The organism is Paenibacillus mellifer (assembly GCF_023195895.1).
Classification (GTDB): Bacteria; Bacillota; Bacilli; order Paenibacillales; family Paenibacillaceae; genus Fontibacillus; species Fontibacillus mellifer.
In genome coordinates this window covers 358832-376862 of the sequence record NZ_JALPRK010000001.1, presented here as the reverse complement: position 1 = coordinate 376862, position 18031 = coordinate 358832, and the positions used below count along the sequence as shown (strand labels likewise).

The 18031-nt window shown below is 53.7% G+C and carries 17 protein-coding genes; 4 read left to right on the top strand and 13 right to left on the bottom strand.

Annotated features, from left to right (window positions below):
• Window positions 1-96: 96 nt before the first annotated feature.
• Window positions 97-1452, bottom strand: coding sequence for a glucose-6-phosphate isomerase (locus tag M0651_RS01655; protein ID WP_248550101.1), 1356 nt, complete (start codon window positions 1450-1452; stop codon window positions 97-99).
• A gap of 226 nt (window positions 1453-1678) precedes the next feature.
• Here M0651_RS01655 and M0651_RS01650 point away from each other — a divergent pair, with 226 nt between their 5' ends.
• A complete protein-coding gene (locus tag M0651_RS01650; RefSeq protein ID WP_248550100.1) occupies window positions 1679-2566 on the top strand; it encodes an NAD(P)-dependent oxidoreductase in 888 nt (295 codons plus the stop codon).
• Between the two features lie 78 nt (window positions 2567-2644).
• Here the strand turns inward: M0651_RS01650 and ppnP are convergent, their stop codons facing one another.
• Both ppnP and tkt read right to left on the bottom strand, forming a co-directional pair.
• Entirely contained in the window at window positions 2645-2968 is a 324-nt protein-coding gene (gene ppnP, locus M0651_RS01645; RefSeq protein ID WP_248550099.1) for a pyrimidine/purine nucleoside phosphorylase, read from the bottom strand.
• 44 nt (window positions 2969-3012) lie between these two features.
• On the bottom strand, window positions 3013-5037 hold the full coding sequence (gene tkt, locus M0651_RS01640) for a transketolase (RefSeq protein WP_248550098.1): 2025 nt from the start codon (window positions 5035-5037) through the stop codon (window positions 3013-3015).
• Between the two features lie 293 nt (window positions 5038-5330).
• Between tkt and M0651_RS01635 the strand changes: the two genes are divergently transcribed.
• Window positions 5331-5678: a RidA family protein gene (locus M0651_RS01635; protein WP_248550097.1), complete on the top strand. Its 348-nt coding sequence runs from the start codon at window positions 5331-5333 to the stop codon at window positions 5676-5678.
• Window positions 5679-5762: 84 nt separating this feature from the next.
• Here the strand turns inward: M0651_RS01635 and purU are convergent, their stop codons facing one another.
• Both purU and M0651_RS01625 read right to left on the bottom strand, forming a co-directional pair.
• A complete protein-coding gene (gene purU, locus M0651_RS01630; RefSeq protein ID WP_248550096.1) occupies window positions 5763-6662 on the bottom strand; it encodes a formyltetrahydrofolate deformylase in 900 nt (299 codons plus the stop codon).
• 36 nt (window positions 6663-6698) lie between these two features.
• On the bottom strand, window positions 6699-7814 hold the full coding sequence (locus tag M0651_RS01625) for a deoxyribonuclease IV (RefSeq protein WP_248550095.1): 1116 nt from the start codon (window positions 7812-7814) through the stop codon (window positions 6699-6701).
• 236 nt (window positions 7815-8050) lie between these two features.
• On the opposite strand from M0651_RS01625, the gene M0651_RS01620 reads away from it, so the two are divergent.
• Complete coding sequence (locus M0651_RS01620; protein ID WP_248550301.1) at window positions 8051-8464, top strand: DUF2621 domain-containing protein; 414 nt, start codon at window positions 8051-8053, stop codon at window positions 8462-8464.
• Window positions 8465-8548: 84 nt separating this feature from the next.
• Window positions 8549-9475, top strand: a complete 927-nt coding sequence (locus M0651_RS01615; RefSeq protein ID WP_248550094.1) for a TIGR01777 family oxidoreductase — start codon at window positions 8549-8551, stop codon at window positions 9473-9475.
• 53 nt (window positions 9476-9528) lie between these two features.
• Here M0651_RS01615 and M0651_RS01610 read toward each other — a convergent pair whose 3' ends face one another.
• The 8 genes from M0651_RS01610 to M0651_RS01575 all read right to left on the bottom strand — a co-directional run bounded on the left by M0651_RS01610 (window position 9529) and on the right by M0651_RS01575 (window position 18031).
• A complete protein-coding gene (locus M0651_RS01610) occupies window positions 9529-10563 on the bottom strand; it encodes a FecCD family ABC transporter permease (protein ID WP_248550093.1) in 1035 nt (344 codons plus the stop codon).
• Window positions 10560-11597 carry a FecCD family ABC transporter permease gene (locus M0651_RS01605; RefSeq protein WP_248550092.1) on the bottom strand — a complete coding sequence of 346 codons (1038 nt, stop codon included), beginning with the start codon at window positions 11595-11597 and terminating at the stop codon, window positions 10560-10562. Before M0651_RS01605 ends, M0651_RS01610 begins: the two co-directional genes overlap by 4 nt.
• 173 nt (window positions 11598-11770) lie before the next feature.
• Window positions 11771-13408 (bottom strand): DUF6382 domain-containing protein, encoded by a 1638-nt coding sequence (locus M0651_RS01600; RefSeq protein ID WP_248550091.1) that lies wholly within the window; start codon window positions 13406-13408, stop codon window positions 11771-11773.
• 20 nt (window positions 13409-13428) lie between these two features.
• The gene (locus M0651_RS01595; RefSeq protein ID WP_248550300.1) at window positions 13429-13932 is read right to left on the bottom strand and encodes an A24 family peptidase; all 504 of its coding nucleotides are present in this window, start codon (window positions 13930-13932) and stop codon (window positions 13429-13431) included.
• Between the two features lie 19 nt (window positions 13933-13951).
• Window positions 13952-14947, bottom strand: coding sequence for a pilus assembly protein (locus tag M0651_RS01590; RefSeq protein ID WP_248550090.1), 996 nt, complete (start codon window positions 14945-14947; stop codon window positions 13952-13954).
• Entirely contained in the window at window positions 14916-17150 is a 2235-nt protein-coding gene (locus tag M0651_RS01585) for a TadE/TadG family type IV pilus assembly protein (protein WP_248550089.1), read from the bottom strand. Before M0651_RS01585 ends, M0651_RS01590 begins: the two co-directional genes overlap by 32 nt.
• Before the next feature lie 24 nt (window positions 17151-17174).
• Window positions 17175-17837, bottom strand: coding sequence for a TadE/TadG family type IV pilus assembly protein (locus M0651_RS01580; RefSeq protein ID WP_248550088.1), 663 nt, complete (start codon window positions 17835-17837; stop codon window positions 17175-17177).
• Complete coding sequence (locus M0651_RS01575) at window positions 17837-18031, bottom strand: Flp1 family type IVb pilin (RefSeq protein WP_248550087.1); 195 nt, start codon at window positions 18029-18031, stop codon at window positions 17837-17839. Before M0651_RS01575 ends, M0651_RS01580 begins: the two co-directional genes overlap by 1 nt.

The window sequence follows — 18031 nt, the reverse complement described above, 5'->3', positions numbered from 1 at the left end:
ACCATCCTTATGAATGTGCCAAGAAGCAGCTCCTCCGGTATGATCCGGCGAACTGCTTCCTGACAGTCTAACTTAAACGAATTTACCTGGCCTTACTTATTCGGAAAGACGAGCTTCCAGTTCGGCCTTTTCCTTCTCGTAACCCGGTTTACCGAGCAGCGCGAACATGTTTTTCTTGTACGCTTCGACACCCGGTTGGTCGAATGGGTTAACGCCCAGCAGGTAACCGCTAATGCCGCAGGCTTTTTCAAAGAAATAAACCAGATAACCGAAAGAATACGGTGTCATGTCCGGTACGTTCACAACCAGATTGGGAACTTGACCGTCGGTATGTGCCAGCAACGTACCTTGGAACGCTTTCTTGTTAACGAAATCAAGCGTTTTGCCGGACAGGAAGTTCAAACCGTCCAGATCGGCTGGATCGGATTCAATCGTGATGTGGCTCGGCACCTCAGTCACTTGAATCACCGTTTCGAAGATGTTCCGGTTGCCCTCTTGGATGAATTGACCCATGGAGTGCAGATCGGTGGAGAAATCAACCGAAGCCGGATAAATCCCTTTGTAATCCTTGCCTTCGCTTTCGCCGAACAACTGCTTCCACCACTCCGATACATAGTGCAAGGAAGGCTCGTAGTTTACGAGGATTTCCGTCACTTTACCCTTGCGATACAACGCGTTACGCACAGCTGCATATTGGTAACTGGCGTTCTCGGCGAGGTTCGGGTTGCTGAATTCCTTCGATGCATCGGCTGCGCCTTGCATCATTTCTTCAATATTAATACCGGCGGTCGCAATCGGCAACAGGCCAACTGCAGTCAGAACGGAATAACGTCCGCCCACATCGTCCGGAATCACGAACGTTTCGTAGCCTTCTTCGGTGGACAACTTCTTGAGCGCCCCTTTGGCTTTGTCAGTCGTCGCGTAAATGCGTTTACGCGCTTCTTCCTTGCCGTATTTCTTCTCCAGCGCAGCGCGGAAGATGCGGAAAGCGATCGCCGGCTCCGTTGTCGTCCCCGATTTGGAGATCACGTTCACCGAGAAGTCCTTCCCTTCAATCAGTTCAAGCAGGTGATTCACGTACGTCGAGCTGATGTTGTTCCCGGCAAAATAAACTTCCGGCGTCTTGCGCTTGTCCTTCGGCAGCAAGTTATAGAACGAATGGGACAACGATTCGATCGCCGCGCGCGCGCCCAGGTAGGAACCGCCGATGCCGATGACGATCAGAACGTCGGAATCGCTTTGGATCTTGGCTGCCGCTTTCTGAATGCGGGCAAACTCTTCTTTATCATAGTCGGTCGGCAGGTTAATCCAACCCAAGAAGTCGGAACCTGCCCCGGTTCCTTTATGTAGCTGCTCATGAGCCGTGCGAATCGGCTCCGCAAAATAATCGACCTCATGCTGCCCGACAAATTGCAGGGCTTTACTGTAGTCAAACGTCACTTTTTTGGACATTGCTGAAACTCTCCTCCGTCTAATATTTATCTCACTGACCTATCCAAGAGGAAACGTTCAAATGCTGCTGTCTGGTAAAAAAAGCCGGTCTGAACGCCGCCTCAAACAACTTAAAACTAGGATACTGTAAATTCCCGGCAATGACAAGGGCACAATATACAGGTTTCCACGCGCCGTGCTAAAATAATTAAATGATGTTCAATTCTTTTGGAAGATGGTGACGAACTTGAAAAAAATCGGATTTATCGGCCTCGGGACGATGGGTGCGCCTATGGCATCGAACTTGCTGAAAGCAGGTTATCCCGTAACCGTGTTTAACCGGACTACATCCAAAGCCGCCCCCCTTGCCGAACAGGGAGCCGCGGTAGCATCTTTGCCGAAGGAAGCCGCCGCCGGGGCGGACGTCGTAATCACGATGGTCAGCAACGATGAGTCTATCGTCGAAGTATATGAAGGTGAAAGCGGCGTAATGGCCGGAATCCGGCCCAGAACCACCGTCATCGACTGCTCGACGATCTCGCCCGCTCTTGTCCAACGGCTAGCCTCGCAGATCACTGAGCTTGGAGGCGCGTTCCTCGACGCTCCGGTCACCGGCAGCTCGCCGGCCGCGATCGACGGCACGCTTGTATTTATGATCGGCGGCTCCACGGACGCGCTCTCTCAGGTGATGGACTTGTTCGACACCATGGGCAAAAAGGTGCTGCACATGGGCGACAACGGCAGCGGCGCCGTCGCCAAGCTGGCCCATAACACGATCGTTGGCATCAACAATCTGGCGCTCGCCGAAGGGTTTGCTATCGCCTCCAAATCGGGTCTGCCAGCAGACCGCTTCCTGGAACTCGTGCAGTTGGGTTCCGCCGGCAGCAAAGCGGCGGAGCTCAAGGGACGCAAAATCATCGAGCATGATTTCACGAACCAATTCTCGCTGGCGCTGATGTTGAAGGATTTGAAACTGGCGTCCGCTTTAACCGACGGCTCGGGGATTCCGTCGCCGATGCTGAGTCTGGCCAAGAGCTTGTTCCAAGCGGGACAGACCCAAGGTTTCGGCGAGGAGGACCTCTCCTCCGTCGTCAAGCTGTATGAAGCTTGGATCGGCAAACAAATCGGCGAATAAGCTAACGGTAAAGAACATAAAGGCAGGTACAGCGAACAATTCGCTGATACCTGCCTTTTTGATTCGCTCAGGGGAGGCTTAAGCTCCTGCCCCATAAGAGCAGCAGTAATCGGTGACGCTGCGCACCTCCAGCTTGAAGGAAGACTTGGCAGGAACGGTGAACGTCCCGCGCCCGCTGATTTCCCGCCACAGCGTTTCGCCGGGAAGCAGCACTTTCAGATCTCCGGACAAAATGTCCATTACTTCCAGCGAGTCCGTACCGAATTCATATTCCCCGGGGAGCATGATCCCCAGCGTCAGTTTGTTTCCGTCCGGCAACCAAACGGTCCGGCTCGTGACTTTGCCGTCAAAATAAATGTTAGCTTGCTTCTCTACGGTCACATTTTGCAGTTGCTCTGTCACGTTCCCCTCTCCCTTCTTCCCCTTTAAGAGGTCCCTGCTATAACTTATTTCAATTGAGATTTCACGTGGTTAACGACGTTCTCTACGGTAAAGCCATACTCTTCAATCACTTTATCGCCAGGCGCGGAAGCCCCGAATTTATCGATGCCGATGACCGAACCTTTCTCCCCGACAAAACGATCCCATCCGAACGGGTGCGCCATTTCCACAGCAACGCGGGCTTTAACGTCCGGCAGGATAACGGAGTCCTTGTAAGCCTGATCCTGTTTATCGAACAGATCCACGCTTGGCAAGCTGATCACGCGGACATGGATCCCTTCTTCTGCCAGGGCGGCTTGCGCTTTAACTGCAAGCTGAACTTCGGAACCCGTTGCGATGATTTGCGCAACCGGTTTGCCGTCCTTCGCGTCGGATACGACGTAACCGCCGCGTTTGATCCCTTCGCGAGCCGCTTCCGCTGTTTTCTCCAGGATCGGCAGGTTTTGACGAGTCAGCACCAAGACCACCGGATTCGATTTGTTCTCTACCGCATAAGCCCATGCTGCCGACGTTTCATTGCCGTCCGCCGGACGGATGACCGTCAAGCCCGGGATGATCCGCAGGGAAGCAAGCTGTTCGATCGGCTCGTGGGTAGGGCCGTCTTCGCCGACCGCGATACTGTCATGCGTCAGCACGTAAGTGACCGGCAACTTCATCAGCGCGGACAAACGTACAGCCGGACGCAAGTAATCGGTGAACACGAAGAACGTGCCGCCGAACACTTTCAAACCGCCATGCAGCATGATACCGTTCATGGCAGCAGCCATACCGAACTCGCGTACGCCGAAATACAAGTTGCGGCCATCGCGGGTTTCCGGCGTATACATGGCCAGGTCGTTCAAATGCGTCATCGTTGAGCTTTCCAGGTCGGCGGAGCCGCCCAGCAGTTGCGGTACGTTCGGAGCAAGTCCGTTGAGCGCGTTACCGGAAGCTACGCGTGTGGAGACCGCTTTGTCGGTTACACTGTACTTAGGCAGCTTCGCATCCCAATCGGATGGCAGATCGCCGGCAATCGCTTGCTCGAATTGAGCGGCAAGCTCCGGATATTGCGATTGATATTTCTTGAAAGTTTCTTGCCAAGCTTGATACGCCGCAATCCCGCGTTCTTTGACTTTGGCAAAATGCTCGCGCACTTCTTGCGGAACATAGAAATCTTCTTCATAGACCCATTTGTAGTTCTCTTTGGTCAGCTTCGCTTCTTCAGCGCCCAGCGGGGAGCCGTGGGTACCGCCATGACCGCCTTTGCCTTGCTTGTTCGGGCTGCCGTAACCGATCACTGTCTTCACTTCGATCAGCGTTGGACGTTCGGTATCGCGTTTCGCTTCTTCGATCGCAGCTTCAATAGCCGCCAAATCGTTGCCGTCTTCCACGCGCAGCGTTTGCCAGCCGTAAGCTTCGAAGCGCTGAGCCACGTTCTCCGAGAAACTAAGGTTCAGCTTGCCGTCCAGCGAGATGTCGTTGGAGTCATAGAGGAAAATCAATTTACCCAGCTTCAGGTGACCGGCAAGCGATGCCGCTTCACTGGCCACACCTTCCATCAGGTCGCCGTCGCCGCAAATCCCGTACGTATAGTGATTGATCACTTTCAGATCGCCTTTATTGTATGTCGCCGCCAGTTGAGTTTCCGCAAGCGCCATCCCTACAGCCATCGCCAAACCTTGGCCAAGCGGACCGGTTGTCGCATCCACACCAGCGGTGTGGCCAAACTCCGGATGACCCGGCGTTTTGCTTCCCCATTGACGGAATTGTTTGATTTCTTCCATTGGGAGGTCATAACCAGACAGGTGCAGCAAGCTGTACAGCAGCATAGAACCATGGCCGGCGGACAAGACGAAACGGTCGCGGTTGATCCAGGTTGGTTCGTCCGGATTATGGTTCATCGTTTTAGCGAACAGCTGATAACCCATTGGGGCGGAACCCATCGGCATCCCCGGATGGCCGGATTTCGCTTTCTCGATCGCGTCGATCGCCAGCGTACGAATGGTGGTGATCGAGAGATTGTCGATCTTATTGTTGTCTGAAAGTGGCATTCGTGTTTCCTCCTTAATTATGAAAAGATCGTTGAAAACCATGAAACTTTTAACGCTCCGATTACAAAACAATCACTTTGAAAAAATCATTTTGACTTTATCTATTGTAGCACTTCCTACTCCCCTTTTCCATACCATTATTCCCAACCTTTCCCCCGCAAATGAGCTTTTTTGAGGTTGCTCCTGTCCGGTTATTAAATTCCTTGCTTTTTAAGAACACATGTTCTATACTATGTGAAAACATTCACCTCTAGATCTGGCACAAATCCTTAGAATTCAGGAGGCTTAAGATCATGATTACCCATTTTCCAACTCCGTTTAGCTATTCTTCCGCTGTCGCCGCCGGCGACTATGTATTTCTCGGGCTGCACCGAGGTTTTGGCGACGACTTCACCGCGCAAATTCACGATGTCTTTACTCATCTGAAATCCACCTTATCCGACTGCGGATGCCCGCTGGAACGGTTGGTGAAAGTGAATGTGTATCTCAAGCATATTCAGGACCTGCCCGAGATGGAGAAGGTATTTCTCGAGTACTTCGAGCAAAGTCATTGTCCAGCTCGCATGACCTCCACCACCGAATTCTTCGACAGCGATTGTCTGCTGATGATAGACGGGATCGCCTACCTGGGAGAAGTATAACGTAACAAAACCGGCATCTTGACGAGCGGACGCTCTGTCCATGATGCCGGTTTTGTTATTCATAATCATTTAACGTGGAGCCGGTTAATTGAACACGACCGTCTTGTTTTGATGCACCAAAATCCGGTCCTCGATGTGCCATTTCACTGCCCGGGCCAACACAACCCGTTCAATGGTCCGCCCGATTCGCTTCAACTCGTTCACGTCGTCGCGATGGCTGACGCGCTGCACGTCCTGTTCGATGATCGGGCCGCCATCCAGCTCCTCGGTCACGTAGTGCGCGGTTGCGCCGATGATTTTAACCCCGCGGTCATACGCTTGGGCATACGGCTTGCCTCCTACGAAAGCCGGCAGAAACGAATGATGAATGTTGATCAGACGGTTGCGGTACGGCTCGATCAACGCCGGGGATACAATTTGCATGTATCTCGCCAGCACGATCAAATCGACGTTGCCGCCGACGATCTCCAACTGCTTTTGCTCGGCTTCGCGTTTCGTCTCCGGCGTGACCGGAATGTGGTAATAAGGAATCCCAAACGATTCAACGTATTCCTTCATATCCGGATGATTGCTCACGACCATAGAAATTTCGGCGTCCAGATCGCCGGCTTGCCATTGCCATAACAGCTCAACCAGGCAGTGATCCTCCTTGGACACGAAGATCGCCAGCTTCTTCTTGCGGCTCAGCTGATGAATGTTCCAATCCATCCGAAACTGCGAGGCGATGACCTCGAAATCGCTCCTTAGCGCCGCAATCCGCCCATCTAATCCATCCAGATCGAATTCAACCCGCATAAAGAACATACCGCCCTCAGGGTCCATGGTATACTGGTCCGATTGCACGATATTCGCTCCATGCTCGTACAGGAAGCGAGATACCGCGGCAACGATCCCCGGCCCGTCCGGGCAGGAGATCAACATCCGCGCACGGTTGCTCTCATAAGGTTTGACGGGTTGTCCGCCCGTTTTGATATGCGTATCCATTGTTCTTCGATTCCCCTTGCACAAATGATGTCTTCGTTATTTACCCGCGCCGGCAAACCAAGCCACCAGGCGTTGGTTCACTTGCTCTTCCGTCAGCTCTGGGAACAGGCTGGCCTCCATCGCGAGGTCGTACAACCGTTCCATCGGTTCACGCGGATCCGCCTTCTTCGCTTTGGCGTCGTTCTTGAGCAGATTCCACGTATCCAATACAAAAGAACGTGCCCCGATGTCCTGCTTGTTGAAGAAATCAGCCAGACGTTCCACATCGCTCAGGAACGATTCGCCAAACCTTTCGCTTACGTTCCCGCGCAAAAGCGCGATCTCAACTTCGTACATCGGGCGCTGCGTTTTCGCATCCTTCCCAACCCAAGGTGTCTCCAGGATGAACGGCCGTCCCTGCAGCGATTCGTGATGAACAACGCGATTAATCGCTTCAAATCCAATCCAGCCGGAGCCGATGGGCGTATGACGATCTTTTGCCGCGCCTACCGGATTCTTGCTGTCATTGATATGAACCACTTCAATCCGCTTCAATCCAATTGTGTCGTCGAATTTCTTCAGAACTCCGTCCAAATCATTCACGATATCGTACCCGGCATCATGGATGTGACAGGTATCGAGGCAGATGGTCAGCCGCTCGTTGTGCTGAACTTTATCGATGATCTGCGCGATCTCCTCAAAGCTGCGGCCAATCTCCGTCCCTTTGCCGGCCATGGTTTCCAGCGCGATGCAAACGTCGGTTTCGCTCGTTCCGTTCAGCACCTCGTTCAGGCCTTCCGCAATACGGTTCACCCCGTACTCGGCATCCTTGTCCGTAAAGGCGCCGGGATGAAGCACAATGTTCCGTACGCCGAGCGCATGAGTGCGGCGGATTTCCTCCTGCAGGAAGTCTACGGCAAGCTGGTACGTATTGGATTTGTAAGAACCCAAATTAATAATGTAAGGCGCGTGAACGACGATTTCGCCGATACCGGCCTGATTCATCGCCGCTTGGCCTTCTTCAATATTCATTGATTCGATCGGTTTACGCCGCGTATTTTGCGGTGCTCCGGTGTATATCATGAAGGAGCTGGAGCCGTAGGTTACCGCCTCGGCCGTAGCACTAGGCAGGCCCTTGTCCGAGAACGAGACATGGGAACCAATTTTCAGCAAGGTATTTCCCCCCTTTTGGACATTAAATCGCTAAACAAACCTATTTTAGCTTGAATGCTGAAATAAATAAAGAAATAAGGTATAATTTTAGCAGATTATCTCAGTTTTAAAAGATTCAATTTCTACTATCATAATATCCGAATTTTTAGCAAAAAGCGAAATCCGTACCGAGGTGATGAATCGTGTTGCAATCTACCATTTACATATTAACCGCCCAAGGCCCGAATCGCTGGTTTATGAACAGCATCGCGTTTTGGGGTTTCGTGCTGCTTGGCATGATGACGATTGGCGGCTTCTTTATGTTCCGCAAATTTTTGAAGGTGCTCCCGAAGGCGGACGGCATGTCGAGGCTGGACTGGCAGAACCATTGGGTCGAGAAGAGCCGCCATCTATGGACGGACGAAGCCAAAGCGTTCCTCGATCGACTGGTTGAGCCTGTACCGGGGCCGTTCCGGGATATCGCCAAGCATTCGATCGCCGCGGAGATCGGCAAAATTGCGCTGCAAGAGGAAGCCTCCGAAGTAACCCAGGAGCATTGCATTCGAGGATATATCGTTGCCACGCCGAAACGCGACAACAAGTTCCTCGTCAAGTTTTTGGAGAATAATCAGATCGATTATCAACCCTACCGGCATTTGATGAACAAATAAGCGCATAAGTACAAATTTACATCCGGCTCCTTGTCTTGCACTAGGGCAGCCGGATGTTTTACGTTGAGGAGGATTTGGGAAAATATGAAAATGGTGATTTTCGGGGGTTCGGGGTTTATCGGCCGGGCGCTGACCGAATACTGGCTGAGCCTAGGGCATGAGGTAATGGTGGTCACGCGGGGAGGGGCCAGGGGAAATCGCTGGCTGCAGGAAGCTGCAATTTCCGAAGCGTCGTTTACTTCCGTAACGTGGGAGGAGCTTGAGGGAAAACCTTTGCTTCTGGAAGGCGTGTCAACCGTCGTGAATCTGGCCGGAGCCACGCTGAATCAGCGTTGGTCAAAACGGGCCAAACAGCGGATTTTGGAGTCCCGCTTGGAATCCACCCGGGCGGTTGCCCGTGCGGTTGAGCGAATGAACCAAAAACCCGAGGTTGTTGTACAAGGTTCTGCGGTTGGCATCTATGGTACCTCGCTTACAGACGCATTTAAAGAGAGCTCGGCTGTACCGACGCCTCCCGTCGATTTTCTCTCCGAAGTAACTTCGGCTTGGGAGAAAACGGCGGACCGGGAGTTCCGCGGAGTTCGCTTAATCAAGCTTCGCACCGGAGTCGTACTGGGGCAAGGCGGCGGCGCGTATCCATTGATGCGCTTGCCCTATCAGCTTGGCATCGGAGGCAGCATCGGCAGCGGCAAGCAATGGGTCCCATGGATTCATATTCAGGATATGGTGAGACTGATCGACTATTGCACGGCTCGTCCGGAAATTCGCGGTCCAGTGAATGCAGTGAGTCCACAGCCGGTGACGAACCTCGATTTCGGCCGCACCATATGCCGCGTGCACCACCGTCCCTTCTGGCTGCCGCTGCCGGCGCCGGTGCTCCGAACTGCGCTAGGCGAGATGTCCCTCCTGCTGCTGGAGGGACAGAAAGTCATCCCCCAGGCGGTACTAGACGCTGGATTCACCTTCGCATTCCCCGATTTAGAATCGGCGGTCGCCGATCTGAAGGCATAAAATGAAATACGGCCCGGTTGACTGGACTTCCAGTCTCCGGGCCGTTCGGATTATTAGATTTTCGACTTCGTAAGCAAATACAAGAAATAAGGCGCACCGATGATCGCCACCACGATCCCGGTTGGGATCTCTGCCGGCTGAAGCACCCAGCGGCCTAGTGTATCGCCTAGGATAACAAGCAAACCACCAGCCAGCGCGGAGGCCGGCAGCAAATACTCATGCTTGGGCCCAACCAACCGGCGGGCCAAATGGGGCGCAATCAGCCCGACGAAGGAGATTCCGCCGCCTACGGCAACGCAGGAGCCGGTCAAACCAACCGCGGCCGCCAGGAGACCAAGACGGGAACGCTCCAGTGGAGTGCCGAGGCCCGTCGCAGTTTGATCGCCCAGATTGAGTACATTTAATGCACGTGACTTCAAGAACACGTAAGGCAGCAGAACGATTAGCCAAGGCAACAGCGCCAGCACATACTTCCAAGACGTCCCCCAAATACTGCCAACCAACCAGATTTGCAGCATCTGAAAATTCTCCGGACGCAAGCGCAGCTGCAGCACGATCATGGCGGCGTTGATACCGGCAGCAACCGCGATCCCCACCAACACCATTCGGATGGGGAGTAGCCCGTAATTCTTTTTGAAGGAGAGCACGTAAATCAAGGTCGCAGCCCCGGCCGCACCAAGCAGAGCCAGTACCGGCATCAGATAGACGGGAGCGCTCGTCGTCGTCGGATAAAACGAAATAAACAAAGTGACCGCAAGGCCCGCCCCGGCATTGATGCCAAGTACACCGGGATCGGCCAACGGATTACGTGAAATGCCTTGAAAGATACACCCGGCAACCGCCATCCCCATTCCGATCAGCACGGAAATCACGATGCGCGGCAACCGGAATTCGAACAGAATCAGCTCTTGCTTATCCGTCCCGATACCAACCAAGGTCTTGAAGACATCGAGCGGCGACAGCCGGATATACCCGGTATTCATGCTAAAGATGAACACCGCAAGAATCAAAAGCGTAAACACAGTCATTACGATATAAGCCTTACGGGCTTTCTGCCGCAAATGCATAGGTGTTTCGATGCGGTTCATTCCAATCCCCCCTTCTGCTTCATGGCGAGGTAGAGGAAGAACGGCACCCCGATGACGGCGATCAATGCGCCAATCGGCGTCTCATGCGGAGGATGAACCATCCGCGCCAAAATATCCGCAAACACCATCAGCAAACTGCCAAGCAGGGCCGAGGACGGGATCACCCAACGGTAATCAACACCCACAAGAAAACGGGCTACGTGCGGAACCAGCAAACCAACGAATCCGATTGCTCCGACAATCGAAACCGCGCTTCCAGCTAGAACCAAAACGATGATCATGCTTAACGTTTTAATCAAGCGTATTCTTTGGCCCAAGCCGGTTGCCACCTCTTCGCCGAGGCTGAGCAGAGTAATCGATTTCGACAGCAGCAAAGCGCAGAACAACCCGGCGAACACCCAAGGTGAGACCAGTTTGATTTGCAGCCAGTTTGCACCGGCAATGGCTCCGGCGTACCAGAACGCAAGATCCTGTCCGATTTTGAAATAAATCGCAATCCCTTCGCTGATTGCAACCAGCAGCATACTGACGGCAGCGCCTGCCAACGTCAATCGAACGGGAGACATGCCCCCCTTGGATATAGACCCGATGCCAAATACGAGCCCGGCACCCAGCCCGGCTCCAATAAATGAATAAAACATCGTCACCAGGAATGAGGTACCCGGCATCAACGCGAAGCATATGGCCAGCGCCAGCCCCGCACCGGAGTTAAGCCCCAACAAGCCGGAATCGGCCATCGGGTTACGGGTCATCCCTTGCATGATCGCTCCGGCCACCGCAAGGGCAGCACCGATCAATGCAGCCGCCAGAGCGCGTGGAAGGCGCAACTCCATAATGATTTGATGCTGGGTTTGCTCCGCCTGAAAATGGAATAACGCATCCCAGACTGTAGCTAGCTTAATGTCCGCCGCCCCTACGGAAATCGAAAGACAAATGGCAAACAGCAGCAGCGCCGCACCGCCGAATAAGATCAAAGTAGCCGCAAGCGGGCGCGAACGGTAGCGTGATTTGGAAGATTGGGTTATTGCCGACATGTCGAGAACCATCCTTTAATCAATTTTGCCGAAAAATAAAAGCATTAAATATGTAATTGAGAATCATTCTCGTTCATTATACCCGCTTTTCCGGTGAGAATCTACGGCCATTTCAAATTTGATCGATAACCTTCCGGTCAGGTGTCTGCGAAGCCCCCCCTAATCCTTCTTCATCAAGAAACTTCCGCGCCGAATTTAAAGCTCGTTTCCGCTAAAATAAACATGTCATTCGCCTGCAACGGATATTCTTTATAAGGTGCCACACTCTCCCCGTTTAACTGAGTCCCGTTCTTTGATCCAAGATCCTTAAGTAAGCATCCTCGGGAAGTGACTAGGATCTCCACATGAGCACGGGAAACACCCGCAGTGTTCTCCACGTACTGAACGATCTCTTCAGAGCGGCCGATCACGAAGCTTCCTGGGGTTAGCGGAATCCGCTCCGGTGCACTGCCAGCGACTTCGAAACGCTCTAAATAGTAGTGCGGACTTCGGTCGCCTAACGATCCTTCTTGTCCCTGCAGCATGGACCGGCTCAGTAACACCGTAGGCGGTGATCCCTCCACTTCGGGTTCTGATTCGCTCGCTGCCGCTGCGGATTCCGACAGTCCATTCGATAGATCCACCCTTGGCACGAACGACTCCGCCGATGTCTTGGCCAGATAACCGCCAGAGGCCGACGTAAGAGCTCCCGCATTCCTGTTGTTAAATGAATAATCTGTTTGTCGTTCCACGGATAATCCAAGGAGTCCCGATACCCCCATTACCTCAGGAGCTTCCTCCAACATTCCCCCTTCCGCTTTTTCTTCCACAACCGTGGTATTCCGAAGGTTTCGCCAAAGAGCAAATCCGGCGACCCCTAGCAATATAGTAACTGCGACACTAAGCGATAACCCCAATAATCCAGGACGATCGAAGTAGAGAAGCTTCCAACCTAAAGCGTCCATAAGAAGAACCCCTAGCACAAGGTAGGTCGGTTTTATTCTCATCTCCTTCGGCACGTTCTCCTCTTCGAGGCCATGCCATGCTTCCCGTTTAGAGTTTGCATCATCAACGGCACCGCCTGTCCAAGTTCCCGACTCTTCCGGCCCTGGTAAAGGCAGATATTCCCTAACGAACGCAGAACGAGTTGGTTGAGGCGAAAGCGGAGAAGGCTCCGGCAGCCGCGATAACGGCTCATTAACTGCCGTTGGTGGTGTCCTCCTTACCACCGCATCGCTTTCCGGCTTGATGTCCGATTCGTCCGACAACAAACGCAACAGCATTTGTTTAAGTTCTCCCAAAGCAAAAAGCTCATCTCCACATAACCGCACCAGCTGCGGGATTCCATCCCCCTCGACACGGGAGACGCAAGTCAACAGCCGGGTTATTAACGATAACAGCATCTGGGACAGCGGGGGAGCGGCCGGTGCTTCCTTCCAAGGGACGTAGGTAAAATACATGGATCCGCTAGATAGCGGTTCCTCCACAAAAATATGCGCCTCGTCCAGCAAAAAGCAGGATGGCGACAACATATAACTCTTGCTGTCCTCCAGCACGGCAACAACCTGGAGCAGCAATCCGTAGAACTCCGGCATGCTGATTTTGTCACTGCGCAAGCATTGAGAGAGCATTCTTTTTCCCGTAATGTCGTAACGCAAACTGATCTGATAATCAACCTCGCGGATGTCCAGCCGCAACAGGTTTGGCACCGTCACCGCAGCCAACATGGCGCGCTGGACGCGATTTAATCGTTCGGGCTTCAGCCCCTCTTTGGCCTCCAGGATCATGTAGGTTCCGCCGTCCCTGACAAAATCGGCAACTAACTCCGGCATGGCACACCCCTCCTCGCACGTCACATATAGTAAATCGCCAGTATTGCTCCCGGCAGCACGGCTAACATAAATGGAAACTGCAGTTGGCCTTTGGCGGCCGCCTGGATGGGGGCCGCGCTTCGCAGCGCTGCCGCCCCAAGGACGCTGCCGGTGATCCGACGCAGACGAACCCGGGTCTCACCGCGCCAAATCAAGACGATTAAGCCGATGCAGCCTGCAGCCAGAATCGAGTACATCATCGTCGACAGAGTAAAAGCGATGCCCGTCCAAGCCCCAATACCTGCAAACAGCTTGACATCGCCACCTCCAACCGCGCGCAGTAAGTACAGTGCGAACATCAGCCCAAATCCGGTCGCTGCTCCGGCCACAGCGAACCAAGCCCCGCGCCAGCCCTCCGTCAATAGATGATAAGACAGTCCTGACCAGATTCCCGTTACCGTGATAACATTAGGAATTTTCATCGTCTTCAAGTCCGTGACGAAAGCCGCTAACAGTATCAATAAACAACCCCATACCTCAATCATCAACCCTTGCAACTCCCTCCTATTTCGAATGCGGACTAGCCACCTCAAACTGAGCTGTGGTGCGCAAGCCTTCACCCGTCTCAATCACGAAACTCCACGTCCCCGGCGTGGTGTTCCCCCCTACTAACCAAGTCCAAGTCATTCTGCCTTGATCATCCGCAATAGCTTCCCCCAAATACTTCGCCTGACTGGCTCCGCTTTTGTAATAAACGGTCAGACTAGCGCTTGCCCCAGGAGCAACCTGGGCAATGATCGTCGCCCGATGTCCGGCATACGCCGGGTCGGGCTTGGCGATCACAACCGCCGCTTCCCCGGTTTGGCCCTCTCCGCTTCCGGCTCCCGAATCTACCTCTCCGGTATCGCCGATCCATAAGCGCTCTTCTGCCCTCGTTTGCAGCACCATCCGCCAACCGGTAAACGGGACCTTCAGCGGAAGCTCGTAACTCACCTCAAGTCCGAAATAAGGTTGCTTGCCCGTCTTCAAGTCCGGAACCGTGACACGGCTTACATGCAAGCGATCTTCCTCCAGCAAGGTTCCCTGCAGAAACGGGCGTAATATCGGTTTGACCAACGGGTCCAAGACAGCCTCCGCCGCATTCGCCTTTAACTCCTGAAGCGGCTCGTCGCCTTTACGTGCGGCATCGGTTACCCAAGTCGATAGAGGGGCCGGAAGTTTTGCCGCATATTGTCCAGCCCATTCCTCCAGCGACAGGGACGGCATACGCCAGGAGAATGGGCCGTTCCCTGAAACCGTCCCTTTATTGCCGGAGTCCTCCGCTGCGATCGCCACCGGATAAATGTGAGCGGAGACCTGCTTAACGGCATTAGATACCGCCGTGTGCAATTGACCAGATAACAACGTCATATGGACAAGGAAAACAAACCAGAAAACGACCATCACGAATACCGGTGCGATTAGTGCAGCCTCTAAAGTAATGCTTCCTTCTGATCGCTTCTCCCGGAAGCGGCACGACCGCGATCTTTCAATACGAAAAGTCCGCTTGTTTGGCAACATAATACCGGCTTCCTTCCACGTTCCCTTTCAATACACCGACTTTCCCCAGCGCTTTGCATACTCCGGGCAAAAACCATAAAGGCATCGCCACCGTCACGCTCCCTTTGATGTATGTGGCCCGCTCCGCTGGATCGATTCCGGTATTCAGCGTAATAACAGCCAGCATTCGCGACAACCGTTGTTCGCTGCGGCCATGCAGCAGCAGGAACAACCGGAGATGATCCCGATAGGTCAGATCGACCTTGAGGTAGTCGCTCAACTGGATTTTCCCATCTCGCGTTAATGTCATCATATCCTGCTGGGCATGCTGCGCTCCGTACAGCAGGGCTGCGGCAAACACCAGCAGCGGATTTCCTTTGGCCGCGTTTTTGCTAAAGCCCTCCATCGTCCGAATCGCTAATCGCATGGCAAAAATCTCCCCGAACGCAGCGGCGATATTCCCTCCCGGATTGTGCATCCCGTACAAAATATACTCGACTTCTTGGCTCTCCGGCGCAAATTGCCCGCGGATCACCTCCAGCTTGTCTGCTTGGCCTTTGCCCTCGAGCAGACCATTCAAGGCGCTGACATCCAGGAAGTGAAAATAACTCGCAACGTACTCCATTTGAAATACGGAGTCTGACATCCCGCCCATCAGCCCGGCTAAACCACTGTACAATCCGTCCATGCTTGCCATGGAGGCTTGTCCCGCTTCGGTCGGATCATCATTTATTGCCGCTGCTGCAGACGCCTCGTCAGCAACTGATTGGTTAAAGGTTTGATTCGCCTCCATATTCGCTTCCAGCTGATCGAACTTGGCTTGGTGTTCTTTCAAACCGTTCTTGAGCTGTTCTATTTCACGGATCCAACCGGCCACCTCCTTCAATTTAGCGCTTGCTGCCTTCTCCGTCGCCTTTCGCTCCTTATCGGAAGACCGGTGACTTTCCAGCCGACGAGCGCTCGCATCCAGCACATTCGCTGAACTAGGAGTGACGAATTGCCGGAGATAGGCATCGCAAGCCCGAGCCGTGCTATTCACGCTCGAAGCGAAAGAAGGAGACGAAGCCGTCGCCGACAATACGGATCCACTTTGTGCTAGGAGCGAGGTTCCGGTGTTCCGGAGCCCGGCGAATGCCGCCGACTGCCGATTGATATCTGCGGCCAGATCGGCAAACGTCTCCTCCGATAGTAGCAGCGATCCGGCTTGAGACCGGATATCAGCGATGACATTGCCGTCGCCGACCGGAGCGGCGTTGCCACCGCGGGTGCTCGTCCCGGCTGACACTTCGTTATAACCCGCCTGCTCTGGACGCCGCTCCGCCTCTTCAATCGTTTGCCGCATCTGATCATTGTTCCGACGCGCTTCCTCCAGCAGATCCCGGGCCAGTGACAAGTGCGACGCATGTTTCTCCTCCGCACGATGCTGATTGCGATCAAGTTCCGCAAACAAACCGCTGGTAGCTGAGCGGTAGCGGCCGATTTCCGCCGTATACATCCGATCCTCGGGTTCCTTGTCCGCATCCGCCTCGACTTGGCTGACATATTCGGGAAATTCCGCCGCGGCATCGGACAGCGTGGAGATGTTGCTATTCCAGGCTCCCCCACGGGTCCCGCCGCCTCCCCCCGACAGGACTTCAGCATAAGGTGCCACCGTATCCGCTGCCTGCCGCTGCTTCTCTAGGAGTTCATCCAACTTGGCTTCACGCTGGTCGTACAACTTTTGTAATTTCCCCAACAAATCCACCGTATTCGAAGCTTCCTTCATCACTCCGGCCATGGGTTTAAAGCGATTTAACAGATCTAGAGTTACGTCAATCGGTGCCCGGTATTTCATTTGTTCGCGAATTTGCTGCTCAAACACGGGATAGATCCCGATGGGACGCAGCATTTCAATTGCGGAGGAATCCAGTTTGGCTTCTAACAGAGGCAGCCCCTCACTACGCTGGACCAGTTCGAAATGATCCTGAAGCACTTTCGACATGATGTAGTTCCCATCGGTTTGCCCATACGCAAATAGACCGTACCGTTCGGCCAACTCCCGGTCGTAAGCGGACAGGACAGACCTCGAAGCCGCATGCGTCAAAGCTTCTGCTTTGGCTTGCAAGGCGAACATTCTGGCAAAATCGATAAACAGGGCGACAAATGCGAATACTGCAGCAAATATCACGATAAAAAATACCGTAACCGCCCCTTGCTCCGAGCGTTTCTGTTGAAACACCGCCATCCGCCTCCTTTCCCCTCTTCCCGATTATTTGCCGAATAACTTCAGTGCTTCCTTAGCCTCCTGTTTATCCGTCCCGCCTTGTCCCTTGTCGCTCCGAAATTTCTCGCCGAAATAACGAGCAAGCTCCACCGTTCGGATCCATTCCACCGGCTCGACAACATAAGCCTCCGCGCGCACGCTCTGGTTGACATCGCCAATCCAGCCCTCCAACGGGGCCAGCGGGACGAGCCGTTCCAAGGCAACGCTCACTTTACGCAATAACAGCCGATTGTCGTAGCGCATCTCCCCGCTGATGCCTTCTGGCAATCCAGCCCCTGTCCGACTCAGCTTCTGAAGCGGAAGCGACTGACCCGCCTCCTCATTTCCTCCGGGCAAATCCAGCTTGACGGTCCCTCCCTCGCTGTTCCAGTCAAAGATGGCCTGCAGCATCCCGTCGTCTCCCAGACGCCAATAAAGAGAATCGTATTGACCTTCAGCGTTAGCACCGGTCAGCACATTCTTGTGGCTGTTATCCCAGGTGTAGGCAGTTCGCTCGGCTGCAACGGTGGCAGCCTGACCCAAAAGCACATGCTGGTAAAGATAGAGGCAGAAGAATAGAAGAAGGAGCACCGTGTAAAAAATCATCGGAAGCACCAAGGAGGCTTCGATCGTAAAGCCCCCACGTTGATCCCGCCATAGCCGCCTCACTACTCTCCGTCCATAAAGTCTTCGGTCTTCGACTTGGCTTTCCCGAGCAAGCTCTCGACGATATCTCTCAACTGATCGCGGAAGATCACTGCTATAATGACAATCACCGCAATGATCAGGATCATTTCAAGCATTCCCAGCCCTTCTTCATTGCGCCAAGCCCCTTTGAGTTCCTTGCGAAATGCAGTCAACAT